The sequence below is a fragment of the Embleya scabrispora genome (genome assembly GCF_002024165.1).
In the GTDB taxonomy this organism is placed as follows: Bacteria; Actinomycetota; Actinomycetes; order Streptomycetales; family Streptomycetaceae; genus Embleya; species Embleya scabrispora_A.
In genome coordinates this window covers 832,962-855,936 of the sequence record NZ_MWQN01000001.1, presented here as the reverse complement: position 1 = coordinate 855,936, position 22,975 = coordinate 832,962, and the positions used below count along the sequence as shown (strand labels likewise).

At 67.6% G+C, this 22,975-nt stretch carries 10 protein-coding genes and 3 rRNA genes; 10 read left to right on the top strand and 3 right to left on the bottom strand.

Translation table 11 applies throughout. The annotated features are described in order from the left end of the window. Nucleotides 1-26 precede the first annotated feature (26 nt). From B4N89_RS04030 to B4N89_RS04005, 6 genes are all read left to right on the top strand, one after another. Nucleotides 27-4,775: a DUF4082 domain-containing protein gene (locus B4N89_RS04030; RefSeq protein ID WP_161500612.1), complete on the top strand. Its 4,749-nt coding sequence runs from the start codon at nucleotides 27-29 to the stop codon at nucleotides 4,773-4,775. A gap of 667 nt (nucleotides 4,776-5,442) precedes the next feature. Further along, a 16S ribosomal RNA gene (locus B4N89_RS04025) occupies nucleotides 5,443-6,966 on the top strand. A gap of 349 nt (nucleotides 6,967-7,315) precedes the next feature. Next, nucleotides 7,316-10,443: ribosomal RNA gene (locus B4N89_RS04020) — 23S ribosomal RNA — on the top strand. 126 nt (nucleotides 10,444-10,569) lie between these two features. Continuing rightward, nucleotides 10,570-10,686, top strand: a 5S ribosomal RNA gene (gene rrf, locus B4N89_RS04015). Together the 16S, 23S and 5S rRNA genes form the textbook arrangement of a ribosomal RNA operon. A gap of 1,232 nt (nucleotides 10,687-11,918) precedes the next feature. After that, nucleotides 11,919-12,779: an oxygenase MpaB family protein gene (locus B4N89_RS04010; RefSeq protein ID WP_078974483.1), complete on the top strand. Its 861-nt coding sequence runs from the start codon at nucleotides 11,919-11,921 to the stop codon at nucleotides 12,777-12,779. 149 nt (nucleotides 12,780-12,928) lie between these two features. Next, a complete protein-coding gene (locus B4N89_RS04005) occupies nucleotides 12,929-14,470 on the top strand; it encodes an acyl-CoA synthetase (protein WP_078974482.1) in 1,542 nt (513 codons plus the stop codon). A 95-nt stretch (nucleotides 14,471-14,565) separates the two neighbouring features. Here B4N89_RS04005 and B4N89_RS04000 read toward each other — a convergent pair whose 3' ends face one another. Together B4N89_RS04000 and B4N89_RS52515 are read right to left on the bottom strand one after the other, a co-directional pair. After that, nucleotides 14,566-16,212: an acyl-CoA synthetase gene (locus tag B4N89_RS04000; protein WP_078974481.1), complete on the bottom strand. Its 1,647-nt coding sequence runs from the start codon at nucleotides 16,210-16,212 to the stop codon at nucleotides 14,566-14,568. Nucleotides 16,213-16,412: 200 nt separating this feature from the next. Beyond that, on the bottom strand, nucleotides 16,413-17,795 hold the full coding sequence (locus B4N89_RS52515; protein WP_143657824.1) for a hypothetical protein: 1,383 nt from the start codon (nucleotides 17,793-17,795) through the stop codon (nucleotides 16,413-16,415). A 1,256-nt stretch (nucleotides 17,796-19,051) separates the two neighbouring features. On the opposite strand from B4N89_RS52515, the gene cspE reads away from it, so the two are divergent. Together cspE and B4N89_RS03985 are read left to right on the top strand one after the other, a co-directional pair. Beyond that, nucleotides 19,052-19,255, top strand: a complete 204-nt coding sequence (gene cspE, locus B4N89_RS03990; RefSeq protein WP_020557813.1) for a transcription antiterminator/RNA stability regulator CspE — start codon at nucleotides 19,052-19,054, stop codon at nucleotides 19,253-19,255. A 224-nt stretch (nucleotides 19,256-19,479) separates the two neighbouring features. After that, nucleotides 19,480-19,959: a hypothetical protein gene (locus tag B4N89_RS03985; protein ID WP_078974479.1), complete on the top strand. Its 480-nt coding sequence runs from the start codon at nucleotides 19,480-19,482 to the stop codon at nucleotides 19,957-19,959. 103 nt (nucleotides 19,960-20,062) lie between these two features. Here the strand turns inward: B4N89_RS03985 and B4N89_RS03980 are convergent, their stop codons facing one another. Continuing rightward, nucleotides 20,063-20,950: an aminoglycoside phosphotransferase family protein gene (locus tag B4N89_RS03980; protein ID WP_078974478.1), complete on the bottom strand. Its 888-nt coding sequence runs from the start codon at nucleotides 20,948-20,950 to the stop codon at nucleotides 20,063-20,065. Here B4N89_RS03980 and B4N89_RS48855 point away from each other — a divergent pair. Both B4N89_RS48855 and B4N89_RS03975 read left to right on the top strand, forming a co-directional pair. Then, entirely contained in the window at nucleotides 20,949-21,170 is a 222-nt protein-coding gene (locus B4N89_RS48855) for a hypothetical protein (protein WP_143657823.1), read from the top strand. The two genes, B4N89_RS03980 and B4N89_RS48855, sit on opposite strands and share 2 nt — an antisense overlap. Nucleotides 21,171-21,400: 230 nt before the next feature. Next, complete coding sequence (locus B4N89_RS03975; protein WP_078974477.1) at nucleotides 21,401-22,819, top strand: hypothetical protein; 1,419 nt, start codon at nucleotides 21,401-21,403, stop codon at nucleotides 22,817-22,819. Nucleotides 22,820-22,975: the final 156 nt, after the last annotated feature.

Here is a 22,975-nt window from a genome sequence, read left to right as displayed (position 1 = left end):
TCATGCCCTTGAGGAGCACCAACTCGATGAAGGTTGCCTGCGCCGGAACCAGACCGGGACTTCGACAACGCCGAGGAACATGGGCGAGCATCACGTTCGCCGCGATCGGCGCGCTGCTGTTCACCCTGTTCGCACCGATCACCGCGGCCCAGGCCGCACCATGCAGCCCGTGCTCGCTGTTCGCGGGCGCCACCCCGAGCGGCGCGGTGACCGACACCGACGCGGTGGCCGTCGAGTTGGGCGTGCGCTTCAAGCCCGCCCAGGACGGCACGATCACCCAGGTCAAGTTCTGGAAGGACGCGGCCAACACCGGCCCCCACACGGGCCGGATCTGGAACACCGTCACCGGCACCGCGACTTCGGTGACCTTCACCGGCGAGAGCGGGTCCGGCTGGCAGAGCGCCACGTTCGCCACGCCCATCCCCGTCACCGCGGGCACCGAGTACATCGCCTCCTACGTCGCGCCGGTCGGCCGCTACACGGTCACCACCGACTACTTCGCGACCGACCGCACGGTCGAACAACTCGTCGCCCCGGCGAGCAACGGCACCCAGGGCAACGGGGTCTACACGTACAACCCCGGCGGCGGCATGCCGACCGACTCCTACCGGGCCGGCAACTACTGGGTCGACGTCTCCTTCGTCCCCGGCGCCGACACGACGCCCCCCACGGCCGGCCAGACCGTCCCGGCCGCCAACGCCACCGGAGTGGCCACCGCCGCACCGCTGTCCGTCACGTTCAGCGAACCCGTCCAACCCGCCACCGTGCAGTGGTCGGTCACCGCGACCGGCGGCCCCGCCGTCGCGGGCACCGCGTCCTACAACGGCAACACCGCCACCTTCACCCCCACTTCGGCGCTCGCCGCCTCCACCGGATACACCGTGAGCGTGTCCGGCGCCAAGGACGCCGCCGGCAACACCGCGGCAACCAGGTCCTGGTCCTTCACCACCGGCAACGGCAGTACCCAAAACATCGACACCAGCATCTGGACCGGCCCGGTCAGCCCGACCACGCCCAACCAGACCGACGACAACAGCGTCGAGGTCGGCGTCAAGTTCCGCACCGCCACCGACGGCCAGATCAAGTCGATCAGGTTCTGGAAACTCGCCGGCAGCACCGGCCCCTACGCGGTCAGCCTGTGGGACAAGAACACCCAGACCCGGCTCGCCACCGTACCCAACGTCAACCGCACCGGAACCGGCTGGCAGACCGTCGACCTGCCCACCCCGATCACCGCGCACGCCGGCGTCACCTACGTCGCGTCCTACTTCGCGCCCAACGGCAACTACGCGGCCAACACCGGCTCGTTCTCCCAGGCCGTCGGCAACACGATGATCAGCGCACTCGCCGACGGCGTGGACGGCGGCAACGGCGTCTACAAGTACAACGCCGGCAGCACCTACCCCACCGACAGTTGGAACGGCAGCAACTACTGGGTCGACGTCGTCTTCAGCACCAACGCCGAGGACACCGTCGCCCCCGCCATCACCGACCAGTCGCCGACACCCAACGCCAACGGCGTACTCGCCGGCGTACAACCCTCGGTCACCTTCAGCGAACCGCTCAAGACCACCGGCCTGACCTTCGAACTCAAGCGCAACGGCACCGCCGTACCCGCCGAACTCGAATTCGACAACCCGACCAACCCCACCCAGCTCACCCTCAAGCCGAACGCCGAACTGGCCTACGGCACGCCGTACACACTCACCGTCGGCGGGGTCAAGGACCGCTCGGACAACGCGATGCCCGACACCACCTGGTCCTTCACCACCGGCCAGGCCCCGCCCACCCCGCCGTGCGACGCGCCGAACACCGGCCCGATCCTGGTGATCAAGGCCGACTCCAACCCCTTCAGCTGCTACTACACCGAAATCCTGCGCGCCGAAGGCCTGAACTCCTTCGCGGTCAAGGACGCGAGCACGGTCACCGCGACCGTACTGAACGGCTACACCACCGTCGTCCTCGGCGACTTGGCGCCCTCCGCGCAACTGGTCGCCGACCTCACCACGTGGGTCAACGCCGGCGGCAACCTGATCGCCATGCACCCGCGCACCGCCCTGGCCGGCCTGCTCGGCCTCGGCACCTCCGGCGGCTTCCAGGCCAACCAATACATGAAGGTCGACAGCGGCACCGCTCCCGGCGCCGGCATCTACAGCCAACTGAGCATGCAATACCACGGCCCCGCCGACGTATGGACGGTCCCCGGCGGCGTCGGTACGATCCGCGTCGCCGACCTGTACACCCGTACCGGCACCAGCCCGCTCGGCCCGGCCGTCACCACCCGAACCGTCGGCAGCGGCACCGCCTCCGCCTTCACCTACGACCTGGCCCGCTCCATCGTGCAGACCCGCCAGGGCAACCCCACCCAAGCCGGCGTCGAGAACGACAACTTCTCCGACAGCGGCGGCCCGCTGATGCGCGCCGACGACATGTTCTACCCGGACTGGATCGACCTCAGCCGAGTCCGCGTCCCGCAGGCCGACGAACAGCAGCGCCTGTTCGCCAACCTGATCGAGATCGGCAACCGTGCCAAGGCCCCGATCCCCAGGACCTGGTACCTGCCCGGCAACGCCGCCACCGCCGCCCCCGACCTGCTCAAGGTCGTGATGGTCTCCACCGGCGACAACCACGGCCAAAACCTCAGCGACATGCAGGGCCGGGTCACCCGCTACAACAACAACAGCTCCGACCCGAACTGCTCCAGCCCCATCGCGGCCCTGCGCGACGCCGCGGTCCGGAACTGGAAATGCATGCGCGGCACCATCTACGTCTGGGGCCCGGGACCCCAGGGCACCCAGGCACCCCCGGTGTCCGACGTACAGAACTGGACCGCCCAGGGCTTCGAGATCGCCCGACACGTCGACGCGAACGGCAGCTGTCCGCAATTGCGCGCCGGCGCGTCGCAGACGGACATCAACGCCGAACTGTCCGCGGTGTACGAGAACAGCCTGGACGACTTCACCCGCTACGCCCCGCTGAAGCCGACCACCAACCGGACCCACTGCCTGACCTGGCCGGACTGGAGTTCCAACGCCACGATCGCCCGGGCCAAGGGAATCCGACTCGACACGAACTACTACTACATGCCCGACTACTGGAAGAACACCTGGGGCGGGCCGCTGATGAAGGCCAGTCCCGGATTCTTCACCGGTTCCGGATTCCCGATGCGCTTCACCGACCCCAACGGTCAGATGATCGACATCTACCAGGGCACCACGCAGATCAACGACGAATTCCAACAGGTCTATCCGGACACGTTCGACCAGCTCGTCAGCGGTGCCAACAACGACGGCTTCTACGGCGCGTTCGTGATGAACAACCACACCGACTCGGCGAATGCCAACGGCGGGGTCGGCAACGTGGGCCAACTCGACATCGAGGCCGCGCTGATCGCCTCGGCCAAGGCCAAGAACGTCCCGATCGTCTCCGCCAAACAACTCCTGGACTGGACCGACGCGCGCAACGCCTCGACCGTCACCGGCCTGAACCGGGTCGGCAACACGGTCACCTTCACGGTCAACCAGAACGCGGCCGCGACGAACCTGATGACGATGCTCCCGACCACCGGCTCGGGCGGCACCACGCTCAGCGGCCTGTCCCGGGGCGGTATCGCGGTCACCTTCCAGAAGACCACGATCAAGGGCATCGAGTACGCCGTCTTCGACGGGACCTCCGGCGCGTACACGGCCACCTACGTCACCCCGGTCGCCCCGCTGATCGCCCGGGCCGAGGCGGCTCCGGCACCCGACGGCTCGGGCACCCTGACCTGGACGACGGACGTCCCGGCCACCACGGAGATGCAACTCGGTACCCGGCCGGATCAGCTGCCCATCACCCAGCAGAGCGTGGAGACGGCCGGCGAGCACAAGGTGGCCCTGGGCGCACTCAAGCCCGACACCACCTATTACTACCGACTCACCTCGGTGAACGCGAAGGGCGACCGCACCACGTGGCCCGCCCCGAACGCCAAGCCCGCTGAGTTCCGCACTCCCAAGGCCGACCGCAAGGCCCCGGTGATCAGCGACGTCGCGGTCAAGACCTGGCCGGACGGCAGCGCCGACCTGACCTGGAAGACGGACAAGCCCACCACGACGTCGGTCCTGCTCGGCGACACCGCGGCCGCGGTGCGCCCGGTATACACGGACGCGAAGCAGCGCACCACCACCCACCACGCCAAGCTCGGCCACCTCGGCGCCGGTGCGACGTACGCCTTCCGCCTGGCGGGCATCGACGCGGCCGGGAACGAGGGGACCTGGACGGGCGGCGGTGGAAAGAAGAAGGACACGGCCCGCCTGGTCATGCCGAGGCCGGGCGTCGCCGAGACCGGCGCCTTCGACTTCACCAACGGCACGGTCTCGGGCGGAGCGGTGAGCGGCGACCGCCCGGACGCACTCACCCTGGACCGGGCCCGCACCGGCACGTACGTATCCAAGGCCCTGGACGCAGGCCAAATGGTCACGTGGCTGGCGAGCGACTGGCAGGCCGACATTCCCAAGGGCACGACCCTGCGGGTATCGGTCCGAACCGGCACCACCGCGATTCCCGACGCGAGCTGGACACCGTGGAAGGACCTGACCAAGCCGGGCGACACGGTGGGGACGTCGTCACGATTCCTGCAATACAAGGTGGAGCTGACCGGCGACGGTGCGGCAATGCCGACCTTGAAGGGCATCGGCTTCACCCACGACGGCAAGGTGGCCCCGACGGCCCCGGTGACGGAGGCGGGCCCGAACACCGCGCCGGGGCCGAACACCCGGATGGGGACGGGGCGTTGAGGCTGCGCTGAGCCGACGGCGGGGCGACGGCGGGGCGCCGCCGAGCCTGCGGGGGGAGGTACGAGCGGCCGGGCTCGGAGCGATTTGGCGCTCCGAGCCCGGCCGTGTACTGTTGCGAAGTCCGCCCGGGAGGCGAGCACAATCCCCGATCACCGATTAGGCGATCGGAATGCGCTCCGCTAAAGTCGGCGGGCGTCGCCAAATGCCTCGGAAATGCAAATTCCCGATGTCGGAAGCGGCAGGACGAAGTGGGTCGGAAGATCTGCTAGAGTCTGAAAGGCGGAAAGCGCGGGAACGCGCCGGATGCCGAAAGCGAGGAAAGCGAAGCGGCCGAAACGGTGTGCTAAGCTGGAGACGCGAAAGCGAAACAAGAGAAACACAAACGAACGTCAAACGCCCGGAGGGCGCGGTTGATTCCGCACCGAAGGAAGCGTCCGTTCCTTGAGAACTCAACAGCGTGCCAAAAGTCAACGCCAAAGAAACACCCCCGGCGCTGAACGCGTCCCCGTTCGGGGAGTCGCGGTCGGTGTTGGTGGTTCCTTTGAAGAAAATCCTGGGTCCTGTCAGTGGGCCCAGGTCACAGCAAGGACGCGGGCGGCATACCCGGATCATTCCTCCGGGAGAGTCGCCGCTCACTTATTGTGTTCCACCGGATTACCGGTGAACATCAATGGAGAGTTTGATCCTGGCTCAGGACGAACGCTGGCGGCGTGCTTAACACATGCAAGTCGAACGCTGAAGCCCTTCGGGGTGGATGAGTGGCGAACGGGTGAGTAACACGTGGGCAACCTGCCCTGCACTCTGGGATAACTTCGGGAAACCGGAGCTAATACCGGATAACATCCTCCTCCGCATGGTGGGGGGTTGAAAGTTCCGGCGGTGCAGGATGGGCCCGCGGCCTATCAGCTTGTTGGTGGGGTAGTGGCCTACCAAGGCGACGACGGGTAGCCGGCCTGAGAGGGCGACCGGCCACACTGGGACTGAGACACGGCCCAGACTCCTACGGGAGGCAGCAGTGGGGAATATTGCGCAATGGGCGAAAGCCTGACGCAGCGACGCCGCGTGAGGGATGACGGCCTTCGGGTTGTAAACCTCTTTCAGCAGGGAAGAAGCGAGAGTGACGGTACCTGCAGAAGAAGCACCGGCTAACTACGTGCCAGCAGCCGCGGTAATACGTAGGGTGCGAGCGTTGTCCGGAATTATTGGGCGTAAAGAGCTCGTAGGCGGCCTGTCGCGTCGGATGTGAAAACTCGGGGCTTAACCCCGAGCCTGCATTCGATACGGGCAGGCTAGAGTTCGGCAGGGGAGACTGGAATTCCTGGTGTAGCGGTGAAATGCGCAGATATCAGGAGGAACACCGGTGGCGAAGGCGGGTCTCTGGGCCGATACTGACGCTGAGGAGCGAAAGCGTGGGGAGCGAACAGGATTAGATACCCTGGTAGTCCACGCCGTAAACGTTGGGAACTAGGTGTGGGCGACATTCCACGTCGTCCGTGCCGCAGCTAACGCATTAAGTTCCCCGCCTGGGGAGTACGGCCGCAAGGCTAAAACTCAAAGGAATTGACGGGGGCCCGCACAAGAGGCGGAGCATGTGGCTTAATTCGACGCAACGCGAAGAACCTTACCAAGGCTTGACATACACCGGAAACATCTGGAGACAGGTGCCCCTTTTGGTCGGTGTACAGGTGGTGCATGGCTGTCGTCAGCTCGTGTCGTGAGATGTTGGGTTAAGTCCCGCAACGAGCGCAACCCTCGTTCTGTGTTGCCAGCATGCCTTTCGGGGTGATGGGGACTCACAGGAGACTGCCGGGGTCAACTCGGAGGAAGGTGGGGACGACGTCAAGTCATCATGCCCCTTATGTCTTGGGCTGCACACGTGCTACAATGGCCGGTACAATGAGCTGCGATACCGCAAGGTGGAGCGAATCTCAAAAAGCCGGTCTCAGTTCGGATCGGGGTCTGCAACTCGACCCCGTGAAGTCGGAGTCTCTAGTAATCGCAGATCAGCATTGCTGCGGTGAATACGTTCCCGGGCCTTGTACACACCGCCCGTCACGTCACGAAAGTCGGTAACACCCGAAGCCGGTGGCCCAACTCGCAAGAGGGGGAGCCGTCGAAGGTGGGACCAGCGATTGGGACGAAGTCGTAACAAGGTAGCCGTACCGGAAGGTGCGGCTGGATCACCTCCTTTCTAAGGAGCACATAGCCCGCTTCGGTCGCATGTATCGAAGGGGTTGCTCATGGGTGGAACGTTGACTATTCGGTGGGATCCTCCTGGGGTCGACGCAAGTACTGCTCGCAAGAGCGTGGAAAGCGTGGATGTCGGGGGTGGTTCCGCCGGGCACGTTGTTGGGTCCTGAGGGAACGGGCCCGGCCCTGTCAGCCAGTCGTGGCTGGTGGGGCCGGTCTGTTGTCTCGGGTGGGTTCCGATCCTCGGACGATCCTCGAACCGCCGGTCTTCAAGACTGGTAGGCGTCGGTCTTCAGGTCCGTGGGAATCGGTTGTTGTTTGAGAACTGCACAGTGGACGCGAGCATCTGTGGCCAAGTTGTTAAGGGCGCACGGTGGATGCCTAGGTACCAGGAACCGATGAAGGACGTGGGAGGCCGCGATAGGCCCCGGGGAGCTGTCAACCGAGCTGTGATCCGGGGGTGTCCGAATGGGGAAACCCGGCAGTCGTCATGGGCTGTCACCCGCACCTGAATATATAGGGTGTGTGGAGGGAACGCGGGGAAGTGAAACATCTCAGTACCCGCAGGAAGAGAAAACAACCGTGATTCCGAGAGTAGTGGCGAGCGAAATCGGATGAGGCTAAACCGGTCACGTGTGATACCCGGCAGGGGTTGCGTGATCGGGGTCGTGGGAGTGTGCTTGATCGGTCTGCCGGCCGGTCGGCGAGTCAGAAACCGTATGTGTAGTCGAAGGACATGCGAAAGGTCCGGCGTAGAGGGTAAGACCCCCGTAGACGAAACATGTACGGCTTGCTTGCGCATTTCCCAAGTAGCACGGGGCCCGAGAAATCCCGTGTGAATCCGGCGGGACCACCCGCCAAGCCTAAATATTCCCTGGTGACCGATAGCGGACTAGTACCGTGAGGGAAAGGTGAAAAGTACCCCGGGAGGGGAGTGAAATAGTACCTGAAACCGTGTGCCTACAAGCCGTGGGAGCGTCGTCATCCGCGCTAGTCGTGTGGTGGCCGTGACTGCGTGCCTTTTGAAGAATGAGCCTGCGAGTTTGCGGTGTGTGGCGAGGTTAACCCGTGTGGGGTAGCCGTAGCGAAAGCGAGTCCGAACAGGGCGGTTGAGTCGCGCGCCCAAGACCCGAAGCGGAGTGATCTAGCCATGGGCAGGGTGAAGCGCGGGTAAGACCGTGTGGAGGCCCGAACCCACCAGGGTTGAAAACCTGGGGGATGACCTGTGGTTAGGGGTGAAAGGCCAATCAAACTCCGTGATAGCTGGTTCTCCCCGAAATGCATTTAGGTGCAGCGTCGTGTGTTTCTTGCCGGAGGTAGAGCACTGGATTGTTGATGGGCCTCACCAGGTTACTGAGATAAGCCAAACTCCGAATGCCGGTAAGTGAGAGCGCGGCAGTGAGACTGCGGGGGATAAGCTCCGTGGTCGAGAGGGAAACAGCCCAGAGCACCGACTAAGGCCCCCAAGCGTGCGCTAAGTGGGAAAGGATGTGGAGTCGCAGAGACAACCAGGAGGTTGGCTTAGAAGCAGCCACCCTTGAAAGAGTGCGTAATAGCTCACTGGTCAAGTGATTCCGCGCCGATAATGTAGCGGGGCTCAAGCGCACCGCCGAAGTCGTGTCATTCGTATGTTAGCCAAGCCTTCGTGGTTCAGGTGTACGGATGGGTAGGGGAGCGTCGTGCAGCGAGTGAAGTCGCGGTGGAAACCAGTGGTGGACGCTGCACGAGTGAGAATGCAGGCATGAGTAGCGAATCACACGTGGGAAACGTGTGCGCCGGATGACCAAGGGTTCCTGGGGCAGGCTAATCCGCCCAGGGTAAGTCGGGACCTAAGGCGAGGCCGACAGGCGTAGTCGATGGACAACGGGTTGATATTCCCGTACCCGCTACGATGCGCCAGCGCCGAACCTCGTGATGTTAAGGCCGTGAAGCCGCCGGGATCCTTCGGGTGATCGGATGGGTGGAGCCGCCGAACCAATCGGGTAGTAGGTGAGCGATGGGGTGACGCAGGAAGGTAGTCCAGCCCGGGCGGTGGTAGTCCCGGGGTAAGGGTGTAGGGCGTCGTGTAGGCAAATCCGCACGACATACAGCCTGAGACCTGATGCCGACCCGATTGTGGGGAAGTGGATGATCCTATGCTGCCGAGAAAAGCCTCTAGCGAGTGTCGTGGCGGCCCGTACCCCAAACCGACTCAGGTGGTCAGGTAGAGAATACCAAGGCGTTCGGGTGAACTGTGGTTAAGGAACTCGGCAAAATGCCCCCGTAACTTCGGGAGAAGGGGGGCCATTGTTGGTGATCCCTCTTGCAGGGTGAGCTGGTGGTGGCCGCAGAGACCAGCGAGAAGCGACTGTTTACTAAAAACACAGGTCCGTGCGAAGTCGTAAGACGATGTATACGGACTGACGCCTGCCCGGTGCTGGAACGTTAAGGGGACCGGTTAGCTCTTCGGGGCGAGGCTGAGAACTTAAGCGCCAGTAAACGGCGGTGGTAACTATAACCATCCTAAGGTAGCGAAATTCCTTGTCGGGTAAGTTCCGACCTGCACGAATGGCGTAACGACTTCTCGACTGTCTCAACCACAGGCCCGGTGAAATTGCACTACGAGTAAAGATGCTCGTTTCGCGCAGCAGGACGGAAAGACCCCGGGACCTTTACTATAGTTTGATATTGGTGTTCGGTTCGGCTTGTGTAGGATAGGTGGGAGACTGTGAAGGGGACACGCCAGTGTTCTTGGAGTCGTCGTTGAAATACCACTCTGGTCGTGCTGGATGTCTAACCTGGGTCCGTGATCCGGATCAGGGACAGTGTCTGATGGGTAGTTTAACTGGGGCGGTTGCCTCCCAAAGGGTAACGGAGGCGCCCAAAGGTTCCCTCATCCTGGTTGGCAATCAGGTGTCGAGTGTAAGTGCACAAGGGAGCTTGACTGTGAGACCGACGGGTCGAGCAGGTGCGAAAGCAGGGACTAGTGATCCGGCGGTGGCTTGTGGAAGCGCCGTCGCTCAACGGATAAAAGGTACCCCGGGGATAACAGGCTGATCTTCCCCAAGAGTCCATATCGACGGGATGGTTTGGCACCTCGATGTCGGCTCGTCGCATCCTGGGGCTGGAGTAGGTCCCAAGGGTTGGGCTGTTCGCCCATTAAAGCGGTACGCGAGCTGGGTTTAGAACGTCGTGAGACAGTTCGGTCCCTATCCGCTGTGCGCGTAGGAGTCTTGAGAAGGGCTGTCCCTAGTACGAGAGGACCGGGACGGACGAACCTCTGGTGTGCCAGTTGTTCTGCCAAGGGCATGGCTGGTTGGCTACGTTCGGGAGGGATAACCGCTGAAAGCATCTAAGCGGGAAGCTTGCTTCGAGATGAGGACTCCCACCAGCTTCGGTTGGGTAAGGCCCCCGAGAGACGATCGGGTTGATAGGCCGGGTGTGGAAGCCCTGTGAGGGGTGGAGCTGACCGGTACTAATAGGCCGAGGACTTGTCCTCAGTTGCTACGCGTCCACTGTGTGGTTCCCGAACCGCAATCGGTTTCGGGGAACCTGTTTGATAATTGAATCACCGCATGTGATTTCTGGTTCACCGAACGGCCCATGGTTGTGGGTTCGATGGTTTTCCGGTGGTCTTGGCGGAGAGGAAACGCCCGGTCTCATTCCGAACCCGGAAGCTAAGCTCTCCAGCGCCGATGGTACTGCACTCGAAGGGGTGTGGGAGAGTAGGACGCCGCCGGAATCTACGTGTGAAAGGCCCGTCCCGAAAGGGACGGGCCTTTTGCGTTTTCCGGGGCCGGTTTCCCTTTTCCGGTGGGGTGTGGGTGTGGGAGCCGGGTGTGGTGGGGGCGGGCCGGCTGGTGCGGGGCTGGTCCGGGTCGTGGAGTGGGCCGCCGCCGGTGGTGTGGGGCTGTGGGGTGGGCCGTTCGTCGGGGCGGGTGCCCGGGTCGGGGGGAAGAGCGGCCGGGGGCGGGTGGCGGGGAGGGGGGCGGGGAGGGGGGTCGGGTTTGGTGCGGCGTGCGTTGCGTCTGGGGTTGCGAGTGGCCGGTGCGGGGTTTGTCCGGTGACAGAGGTCGGCCGCCGCCGGCGTTCGGGGCTCCGAGACTCGAAGCTCCCGACGAGACGGGCACGTTGCTTGGCGAAAACCGGCTGGCAGCGGGGGCGGGGAGGGCGGCCGGGTCGGGTCCTCCGGGGAACCTTCCCGAGTGGGCCGCGTGTTTACGGCCGGCGGCGGCATGTGGGTGATGGAGATTCACGAAACCGGATCCCGTGGGGTGCCGCAACCTCCACACGAGAGAAAACCGCAGGTCAGCACAAGAGGCCGCCGTTTAGAGCGTCTCGGGATCCGGTTTCGACCCCCACAGGACACTTTCGGTCTTCACACCGGAGCCGAGAGAGGCGGAGCACACGAAACCGGCACGCGACACCCCGTGTTCGACGGCCGCCCGGTAAACCCGCAGGTCACCGAGACTCGAAAGCCCAAGACGTCCACCGCGATCCGGTTTCGGACCCCAACTCCCCCAAGAACGCACCCAAAACGCCCCGACCCACCCGGGAAGGCTCCCCGGAAGACTCGATCCGGCCGCCCTCCCTGCCCCCGCTGCCGGCCGGTTTTCGCCGACCAACGCGCGCATCTCGTCGGGAACCCTCCTCTCGGAGCCCCGAACGCCGGCGGCGGCCCATCTCCGACTCGGACCAGCCCCGCACCGGCCACCCACAACCCAAGGCGCAACGCACGTCGAGAGCACCCAGCCCACTCGGGAAGGCCCAGGGCCCCACGAACCCAGCTCGAGTGCCCGCCCTCTCCTGGCTTGGTAGTTCCGCTGTGGTGCGGTGCTCGGAGATCGGAGCTCGGGGGCGTGCGGCTGGAGTCGTACTCTCGTACTGCCAGGCGGAGTTCGGGTTCGGGAAGGTGGGTCGGTGGGCGACGTGCGGTGGGGCGTTGACGAGGTGGCTGGGTCCGAGGCGGCTGGTGTGTCCGAGGTGGCCGGGTTGTTCGGGCCGGGCTCCGTTACCTGGCAGTTGCATGCGGATCCGGTGATGTGGGTGGCCGGGGTGCGGGCGCTTTATCTGCAGGCGTTGCATCCTCGGGCGGTGCGGGCCGTGGTGCAGAACTCGGACTTTCGGAAGGACCCCTGGGGGCGGCTGTTCCGGACGGCGGACTTCGTCGGGGTGACGACCTATGGGCCGCGGGTCGAGGCGGAACGGGCCGGGACTCGGGTGCGGCGGATCCATGCCGGGTTGCGGGCCGTCGACCCTGACACGGGGGAGAAGTACCGCATAGACGACCCGGAGTTGCTGCGCTGGATACATTGCGCCGAGGTGGGCTCCTACCTCTCCGTGGCCCGGCAGGCCGGGTTCCCGTTCACCGACGCGCTCGCCGATCGGTACGTGGACGAGCAGCGTCGTTCGGCCGAACTGGTCGGGCTCGCTGCGGACGACGTGCCCGGGTCGCTGGCCGACCTCGATCGCTACTTCGACGGGATTCGGCCCGAACTCGCCATGTCGGACGAGGCGCAGGACGTGTTCGACTTCCTTCGGCGACCGCCCGTGCCGCTCCTGCTGGTGCTCGGGCGCGAGGTGTTGTGGCGGCAGGTCGCCGAGCTGGCGTATGCCGCGTTGCCCGATTGGGCCAAGGAGCTGTACGGCACGCGTGGGCTGCCGTCGGTGGTGGCTCGGCCCGGGCTCAAGGTGCTGCGTCGGGTCGTCGGGGCCGCGACGCCGGTGATTCGTGCGGTGTACCCGTCGCCGCACATCAGAGGGGCGATGGACCGGCTCGGTCCGGAGGCCGAGCCGTCGCCCGCTCGGCTGCCGAAGCTCGGTTCCGGCGACTGAGGTTCCTGATCCCCGGCCCGGGTTCGCCTTTGCCCCGGTTCTCGGGCCGACTTGGTCAGGAATCAGTAAGGCACCCTTTCTTTCTGGGCTTGCTCGCGCCACAATGTCAGACATTGTCAAGTAACCGGGCAGCTCGAAGGGAACCGCACGTGGCGAACGGCTTCTGGGCTCATGCGCAGGCCAATCCGGACCGGCTCGCGCTGGTGGACCCCGATGGCGCCGAGTGGACCGCGGGGGAGTTGTCCGCCGCGTCGAACCGGCTCGTGCACGGTCTGCGGGCGGCCGGGCTGGGGACCGGCGACGTGTTCGCCGCGATCCTGCCGAACTGCGCCGAGTACATCGTGGCCTACATGGCGGCGGCGCAGGCCGGGATGTACCTGGTGCCGGTCAACAACCACCTCGTCGGTCCCGAGATCGCGTGGATCCTCGCCGACAGCGAAGCCAAGGTGCTGATCGGGCACGAGCGCTTCGCGGACACGATCGTGGCCGCTGCCGACGAGGCCCGGGTGCCGGCCGCGGCGCGGTTCGCCGTCGGGGCCGTGCCGGGCTTTCGGGCCTTCGCGGAGCTGAGCGAGGGGCAGTCGGCCGAACCGCCCACCGAGCGCAGCGTGGGCGTGACGATGAACTACACCTCGGGCACCACCGGCCGTCCCCGGGGCGTGCGTCGGCCGCTGTCCGGCGGATCGCCCGAAGAGGCCCGCTACGGCGGCACGTTGCTGATCTACGGCGTCAAGCCGTACGACGACAACGTGCACCTGGTCGGCTCGCCGCTCTACCACACCGCCGTGCTCCAGCACGCGCAGCAGTCGTTGCACATCGGGCACGCCGTGGTGCTGATGGACAAGTGGCGGCCCGAGGAGATGTTGCGGCTCATCGACCGCTACCGGGTCACCACCACGCACATGGTGCCGACCCAGTTCCACCGGCTCCTGCAACTGCCGGAGGAGGTGCGGGCCAAGTACGACGTGTCGTCCCTGCGGCACGCCGTGCACGGTGCCGCGCCCTGCCCCGAGCACGTCAAGCGGGCGATGATCGAGTGGTGGGGGCCCTGCGTCGAGGAGTACTACGCCGCCAGCGAGGGCGGCGGCACGTTCTGCTCCGCGCAGGAGTGGCTGGATCGGCCCGGGACGGTCGGCAAGGCCTGGCCGATCAGCGAGATCGGCATCTTCGACGACGACGGCAACCGGCTGCCGGCCGGCGAGGTCGGCACCGTGTACATGCTCATGCGGGCCGGGACGTTCACGTACCACCACGACGACGAGAAGACCCGCAAGGGCCGGATCGGCGACTGGTTCACCGTCGGCGACGTGGGCCTGCTCGACGAGGACGGCTACCTGTACCTGCGCGACCGCAAGATCGACATGATCATCTCCGGTGGTCAGAACATCTACCCCGCCGAGATCGAGGGTGCGCTGCTGCGGCACCCGGCCGTCGGCGACGCGGCGGTGTTCGGCATCCCGCACGAGGACTGGGGCGAGGAGGTCAAGGCCGTCGTCGAGGCCAACGAGGGCTTCGCGGCCGGTCCCGCCCTGGCCGAGGAACTGCTCGAGTTCTGTGCCGGACAGGTGGCCGGTTACAAGCGGCCCAGGAGCGTGGAATTCGTCGAGACGATGCCGCGCGATCCGAATGGGAAGCTGCAGAAGCGGCGACTTCGGGATCCCTATTGGGAGGGGCGCGAGCGAGCGGTCTGACCGATATACGAATACACCGCCCGGGAAATCCCGGGCGGTGTATTCGGCGTTTCACTTTCGTGCCGCGAACCTTTCGGGCTGCGGCGGTGGTGCTGCTAGGCGGAAGCGGAATTGCTTTCCTCCGGTGCCGACGCGATCGCCAGTGCCCATTGCAGGTCCGGCTTTCCCGTCGGCGTGCGCTGGGTCTGTTCGACCACGCGCATCACCCTGGGCACCTTGTAACCGGCGATCTTGGTCCGGCAGTGCTCCTGGATCGCCGCCAGGCTCGGGACACGGCCCTCGCGGGGCTGGACGACCACCGCGACCGTCTGGCCCCAGCGCGGGTCCGGGATGCCGACCACGATCGCGTCGTAGACCTCGGGGTGGGCCTTGACCGCGCCCTCGACCTCCTCGGTGAAGATCTTCTCGCCGCCCGAGTTGATCGTCGCCGAGCCGCGGCCGAGCAGGGTGATCCGGCCGTCGCCCTCGAGGCGGGCGTAGTCGCCCGGGACCACGTAGCGGGTGCCGTCGGGGCCGGTGCGGAAGACCTCGGCCGTCTTGACCGGGTCGCCCAGGTAACCCTGCGGGATGTTGCCCTTGCGGCCCAGGCGGCCGACCACGCCGGCGGGCAGCGGGTTCAGGTCCTCGTCGAGCACGACCGAGTCGGGGACCGCCTTGACGGTGATCCCGCTCTGCTGCTCGGTCTGGCCCTTGACCGCGACGCCGACGCCGTTGGCGCCGGACTCGGAAGCGCCGATCGCGTCGCTGACCACGATCCCCAGGCGCTCCATGAACTCCTCCTTCAGCGACGGCGAGAACAGCGCCGCGCTGGAGGACAGGGCGAACAGGGCGGACAGGTCGTAGGCCGCACGCCCGTCGCGCGGTTCGTCCAGGGCCTCCAGGAGCGGACGGGCCATCGCGTCGCCGGTGATCAGGACGACGTTGACCTTCTCTGCCTCGACCCCCTCCCACACGCTGTGCGCGTCGAACTTGTCGATGAGCACCACACGGTGCCCCTTGGAGAGGTTCTGCAACACCCCCCACTGGGTCGCCCCGTGCATCAGCGGCGCGATCGGGAAGGTGGTCATCTGCCCGTTGCGGCCCTTCTCGACCATCTCCTCGGGCTGTGAGATGCGTTGCCCGTTGGTGGGATCGATGCCGCCGCCGAGGGCGAAGATGACGTCCTCCTGACGCCACACCACTCCCTTGGGCAGACCGGTGGTGCCGCCGGTGAACAGCAGGTACAGGTCGTCGCCGGAGCGCGGGCCGAAGTCACGTACGGGGGAGCCGGCCGCCAGCGCGTCCTCGTAGCGCAGCGCGCCCAGGGACTCCGCGGTGACCGGGTCGGCCGCGCCGCCGTCGGTGCCGTCCTCGACCACGAGCAGGTGGCGCAGCGAGGTGACCTTGGGCGCGACCTCGGCGACGCGTCCGGTGAACTGGCGCTGGAAGACCATGGCGACGGGCTTCGCCTGGTCGAGGAGGTAGGCCAGCTCGTCCGCGACATAACGGAAATTCACATTGATGCAGACGGCCCGGATCTTGTAGATCGCGAGCATCGCCTCCGCCCATTCGATGATGTTGAAGGCGTAGACCGCGACATGGTCGCCCGGCCGGACCCCGGAGTCCTGAAGGTGATGGGCGAGGCGATTCGCCCGTTCCTCCAGAAGGGCATATGTACGGCGTTCACCGTTCGCGACGATCGCCTCGCGTTCGGGGTATTCCCCGGCCGCGCGCTCGAAGAGGTCGGCAAGGTTGAATTCCATGGGCGGAGCGTAAGGCGTGGGCCGGTCGATATTCCAGAGGCAATATCGTTTGGAGGCCCTCGGGAAACTGTGATGACGGCGACCGTCGTCAACACTTGACTGTGGCAAAGATATGGGCCGGCAGCGTCGCGCGGGCCGGTTCGGGCCCGTGGGTACGGGCCGCCCGCGCGCGCTCTTCGCGACCGCCATGAGCGCGAGGCTCAGCGCTTCGCGTATTCCCGCAGTCGCGGTCGCGCGCTCGCCAGGACCAGGACCACGCACACCCCGAGGACCCCGATCGGCGCCCACGGCCAGCCGGTCAGCGCGTCGGCGGCGTCGTCCGCGCGGTTTTCGAAGTCGGTGTGCTCCGCCTCCGCGGCCACGGCCAGCGCGGTCTGGTAGTCGTAGAAGTCGAAGGCCAGGTTGCCGCGACCGACGTTGGTGGCCAGCCCGACGGCGACATCCAGCCGGCCCCCGGCCACCGCCGCCCGCAGCGCCCGGTCGTCGCGCCGGAAGGCCTCCAGGCGGGTGGCGACCTGCCGGTTCGGCACGGCCTTGTCGAGCTCGATCGACTTGTCCTTGAAACCCTGGCCGTACGCCTGGGCCCGCTCGGGCAGGATCACGAACCGGCTCTCGTCCGCGTTCGCCTCCGACGCCGTCGCCCGAGCCCGCGCGAGCGTCAGAAACGGATCGAACGCCTGGGTCTCCGCGTCGCGCAGTCGGGACGCGTGGTCGGTGAACACGACGGCGGCGGTGCCGGTGAGCGCGGCCACCGCGATGGTCACCGCGGCCAGCCCCGGCACCACCACCCGACGGAAGCGTCGGGCCCACCAGACCTGGCCGACGACCAGGATCACCACGAGCACCAGGCCGACGAGCCCGATCGCCAGTGCCGCCCAGCGCGCGTGGGTACGGTCCGCGTCCGCGTCGGCGGCCAACTTCTCGCCGGCGCCGCGGCCGAGCGCGTCGGCGGCCGGCAGCAGTTCGTCGTGCAGGAGCGAGGTGGCGTTCACGAAGTAGTTGAGCGCGACGACCGGCGGGCGAGCGATGGGGCGGTTCTCGACCTGATCGTCCTCAAGGCGGGCCTGCGCGACATACGCGTCGTACTTGCCGAGCCCGTCGATCAGCGTCTGCACGGTCCGCGAGGAGGCACCGCCCGCGGCGAGCTTCTGGATGTTCTCGGTGACCGAGGCGCGCCGCTGGCGCATCTGCCGCAGCGCCAGTTGCCGGTTGCCGATCTGCTCGTCCGAGCCGACCAGGAGCACGTTGGCCACCTGCGCGTCCAGATCGGCGAGCGCGAAGTACAGGTCGGCCGCGGCCCGCGCGCGGGGAGCCGAGGTGTGCGCGACCTCGTCGAGCCCGGACCTGGCGTTGCCGGCGCCGACCGCGATCCCCGAGGCGAGCACCACGATGCCGGTCAGGACCAGCGCCACGAACCCGTACAGCCTCGCCGGCACCGCCCCCATGGGCCGCAGCCCCCGGGGCAGCCGCACGGGTATTCGGGCCACCGCCCCGTCCGAAGTCGGCGCAACCGGCGCGACCTGCGTGGGCGAGGGCGCATACGTGGGGGCCGGGGGCGCAGGCGGGGCAGTCGATGCAGCCATGACAAAACGGTAGGCACAAGCCGCGAAGGCCCAACGGTGAAACGGTGGCGCGCACACGAAGGCCACGTGAACATCCGTGTGTCCAAGGGCCGTTCGGGCGATTCCACCGGATTCCCACGGGACTCTCCACGGCCCGGCGGGCCCTTCGGCACCCTCGGCTCCTCGGCCCTCCGCGCTCTTCGGGCCCGGGTGCCGGGGTTCCCGCTCTTCGGCTCCTCGAGTCTCCCGACCCGGGCACCCTCGGCTCCTCGGCCCTTCGGCCCTTCGGTTTCTCGGCTCTTCGGCCCTCCGCGCCCTTCGGGCCCTTCGGGCCCGGGTGCCGGGGTCTCCGCTCTTCGGCTCCTCGAGCCTCCCGACCCGGGCACCCTCGGCTCCTCGGCCCTTCGGCCCTTCGGTTCCTCGGTTCCTCGGTTCTTCGGCCCTCCGCGCCCTTCGGGCCCGGGTGCCGGGGTCCCCGCTCTTCGGCCCCTCAAGCCTCCCGACCCCCGCGGGTTCCTTGGATTCCGGGCCGCCCTTCGGGACCCGGGACCCTGGGCACTTCCGGGTCCTCGGTTCCTCAAGCCCCGGCTGTTTCTCGGCTGCCCGGGCCGCCGGTTCGCCGGCTACCGGCCCCAGTCCGCCGGTTCCTTGGCCCCCGGCCTCTCGCCCCCGCCCCCGGACCCTCTCCGTCTCCGGCCTCTCGACCCCCGTTCCCGTGTACCCTCTCCGCCCCGGCCTCTCGGCCCCGTCCCCGCACCCTCTCCGCCCCCCGGCCCCGACCCCCGCCCCGAACCTCGCCGGCCACCCCCGTCCCGTCGGCCGTACTTCGGTGGCTTTCGGGGGCCTTTCGGCGAGCCCCCACTCCACTCCGGCGCTCCGCCCGCGTGCGCGCTTCGGGCAGTCGTGCGCCCCGGTCCGCGGGTGCGGGTGACTGACGCTTGGTCAGCCCTCGGTTGCGCCCAGTTGTGTCACCCACGCGGATGAACCGTGCGGCGTGTGCCGGCTATGCCCCCCGTTAACCGCTTTGGTGACGGGCGGATTCGCACTGCGAAGGGCTGTTGCGGAGCAGTCTTTGGCATGTAGCGTTGTCCGCGGTTGCAGCAGTAGATGTAGTTCCCTCGCACGTCCAACGCCTGCGGACATCAACAGCCGTGGGCGTTTTTCGCTCCTCACAGCGAGGGCATCCCGGGGTAACGCGGGGAGTGGGACCACTCGACGGTTCGCGACCCGGGCATCACGAGGTGTGGTGTCCGTGGGTTACGTGAAGGAATCAAGACATGGCCACCGGTACGGTCAAGTGGTTCAATGCCGACAAGGGCTACGGCTTCATCTCGCAGGACGACGGCGGCGCTGACGTCTTCGTCCACTTCTCCGCCATCCAGACGAACGGCTACCGTTCGCTGGAGGAGAACCAGCGCGTGGAGTTCGAGGTCACGCAGGGTCAGAAGGGCCCGCAGGCCGAGATGGTTCGCCCGCTCTGAATCGGTCCCGCGGCTCCGGCAACGGACCGCAGACCTAGCAAGGCCCGCGCCCGTGCAGGGTGCGGGCCTTGGGGCTTTTTCGGGGCCGATGCACGGTAGGTACGGTGCTCCGGCCGGTTCGACGCCACAGCGGTCCGGCCGCCCGAGGCCGCCCCGCCGCAACCGGCGCGCGTGCGGCGGTGGGTGTGGCCGGCGGCACGTTGGAGGGCCACTAGCATGTCTGTATGGGTTTCCTGCGCCGCCGCCCCCCGTCCGGGCCGGATTTCGACGTTCTCGCCATCCCGTTCGGTGACTGGCCCGGTTCCGTGGTCGTGGCCATGTTGCCCGGGGAGGACGGCAGTTGCCAGGGGATCTTCGTCCGCTACGACCTGCTGGCCAACCGCGGTCCCGCGATGTTGATCGGCAACCTGCCGCCCGGCTCGCCCGCGCGGGAGGAAGGCGTCGGCCGGATCGAGGCCCAGCAGCTCGTGGCCGCCCTCGGTCACGAGGAGATGCCCGAGGAGCTGTCCACCGAGGACACCCCGATCATGCTCGGCGACGACCTGCTGATCGTGCGCAAGGTCAAGTACGCCGAGGGTCGGCTCGCCTGCGTGGAGTTCGACCGCAGCGACAACGTCCTGGTGCGCATCGTGACCTGGGATCGCCCGATCACCGACGACGTCTTCCAACTCCTCAAGCCGATCGACTCGATCACCTTCGGCTGAGGCCGCAGGACCGCGCACCGCGAGCCGCAGCGCGGCGGGCGCACGCGCCGCGAGGCGACGTGCCCCCGCCGCGAGACCGAGCAGCCCCGGCCCGCCGCCCGCGCTACCGGGTGCCGATCGCCGCGCGCACCGCTCGGCGGACCATCCCGCAGTCGTCGTGCAGCCGCCGCAGCAACCGGCGCTGCTCCTCGCCGACCGGGCCCACGTCGTTGAGCCGGATCTCCCGGACCAGCACCAGCATCAGATTGACCAGGAACGCGTCCCGCGAGAGCGAGCCGGACTGCTGGGCGGTCTGGATCAACTGCCTGCGGGTCATCGGATCCCGGGCCAGCAGGGTCCACAACACGGCCAGGTCGTAGCCGGGCAGGTGGTAGCCGGACGACTCCCAGTCGACCAGCGCCGCGCCCTGCGCGGTCAGCAGCACGTTGGACAACACCGCGTCGCCGTGGCAGAACTGCGCGGGAACCCGGCTGAGGCCGCGGAGCAACTGGGCCAGGTCGCCGGCGTCGCGATCGGTGAGCAGGCCGAGCTTGTGGTACCGGTCGACCCGGGCCGGATAGTCGAACGCGAGCGGGAACGACCCGGGCGGGGGTTTCCACCGGTTCAGCGTGGCGAACGTGTGCAGGACCGCGCGTACGTCGGTGCGAGCCAGGGCGGTGCCCGGATGACGCTCGTTGGCCGCCGGCCGGCCGGCCACGTGTTCCATCACCAGGATGCGCCGCTCCGGATCGGCGGCGATCAGCCTGGGCACCCGCACCGGCGGCCGCTGGCGGGTGAAGGTGCGGTACGCGTTGACCTCGTGCCGGAAACGCTGAAGCCAATGCGGCGAGGGGTCGGTCAGGTACTTCACCACGACCGGGCCGCGCCCGACCGAACCGGACAGCAGCAACGAGCGCGGCGTACGCCGCAGCACCGCTCCGGCGGTGAAACCGGGACAGACCCGCGCGGCGAGCGCGGCGACCGCCTCCGGGCCCGGACCCTGTTGCAGCATGCGAGGTACTCCCGGGCCCGCTCCACCCGCGGCCACGGCCGCGCCGGTCGCGACCGCGGCGTTCGCCGAGATCGCCGTGTTCGACGCCGCCACCGTGCCGGCGGGTGCCGAACCACCGGTGGGCATACGCCTGTTCGGGCCGGGAATGCCCGGTCGTGAGGCGGCGGATCCTGGGGTGGTCGAGCGGCCCGGGGTGGTGGACGTCGTGGATGACATGTAAACCTTCCTGCGCTGCCGAGGGGCGGATCCGGCCGCGCGACGGGTGGGGGCCCACGTGCCGGATCCACCATCCACAACACTCCCGAATCCGGGTGGTGATCCACGTGGCGCACCCTGGCGAACCCTGGCGAATCGGAGCCGGCTGCTCCGTACCCGACTAGCCTCGGTCCGGCAGGCGGCCTCCCGAGGACGCTTTCGAGCCACGGTCCCCACATCAACGGGCGGTTTGCAATGCGCCGGGAACCCAACACCAAACTGGTGGACCTCTTTGCCCTGACCGGGTGGTCCAAGGGCGAACTCGCCCGACTCGTCAACCGGCGGGCCGCCGCGATGGGCCATCCCCAGCTTGCCACGGACACCTCGAGGGTCCGGCGCTGGCTGGAGGACGGCGAGCGCCCGCGCGACCCGGTTCCCCGGGTCCTGGCCGCGCTTTTCACCGAGCGGCTCGGGCGTGTCGTCACCTCCGAGGACCTCGGCCTCACCGGCCGCCCCCGGCACAACGCGCAGGTCGTCCAGGAGGACCTGCCGTGGAGCACGGATCGTACGGTGACCGCGCTGACCGAGTTCACCGGCATGGACCTGATGCTCAACCGGCACGGTTTCACCGGCGGCGGTTTCGCGCTGGTCGCCGGTCCGGCGCTGGTGGCCAACTTCGATCGCTGGCTCAGCCCGGGCCTCGGGGTGCCCCACCAGCGCGGCGCACCCGCCGATCCGGTGTCCTACGGGCTCGCGGACGCCGGCCCGATCGGCGCCGAGGAGGTCACCGCGCTGGAGAACGCGGTCACGGTCTTTCGCACCTGGGACGCGAATCGCGGCGGCGGACTGCAACGCAAGGCGGTGATCGGCCAGTTGAACGAGGTCGGCAATCTGCTGACCTATCCCAACCCGCTGCCGGTCACCCGGCGGTTGTGGCACGTGGCGGCCGACCTCGCCGCACTGGCCGGCTGGATGTCGCACGACGTGGGGCTCGATCCCACCGCGCAGAACTACTTCGTGATCGCGGCGCACGCGGCCCGGGAGGCGGGTGATCTCCCGCGCGCGGCCGAGGCGTTGTCGCGCGCGGCGCGGCAGATGGTGCACCTGGAGCGCCCGGCCGACGCGCTCGCGCTGATCGAACTGGCGCAGCGCACGGCGGGCGACCGGGCGGGCGCCACCACTCGCGCGATGTTCCACACCGTGGAGGCGTGGGCGCAGGCCGCGCTCGGCCGGGCCGCGGACTGTCGGCGCACGCTGGGTCGGGCCGAGGCCGAGTTCGGCCGGTCGCGCCCGGAGGAGGATCCGGACTGGGTGGTCTTCTTCGACTCGGCCGACCTGCACGGCATGCAGGCCCTCGTGTACCGCACGCTGGCCGAGGTGGACCCGACGGCGGCCGGGCGCGCGCAGGAACACGCCGAGAAAGCGCTGGAGTTGCGCACCAGGGGGCACGACCGGGCGAAGACCTTCGACCTGATCTCGCTGGCCTCTGCATGCCTTCTGGACGGCCAACCGGACCGGGGCGCGCACCACGCGGGGCTCGCGGTCCGGGCGGCCGGCGAGGTCGACTCCAAGCGCACCTGGGACCGCCTGGAGGCGCTGCGCAAACTCACCGACCGCTACCGCGACGTCCCCGAGGTGCACGCGCTCCGCCGGGAACTCGCCGAGGGCACCTGAACGGCGCCCACCACCGCCCGACCCGCCACCGACCGGGCAACCCCCATCGAGCGCTCACCCGACGCCACCCGACAAGCCCTCATCGCACGGCGGGCGCCACCCGACGCCCGCCACTGTGCACGGGCGGGCGTCACGGCACGGCCGGGTGTCACACGG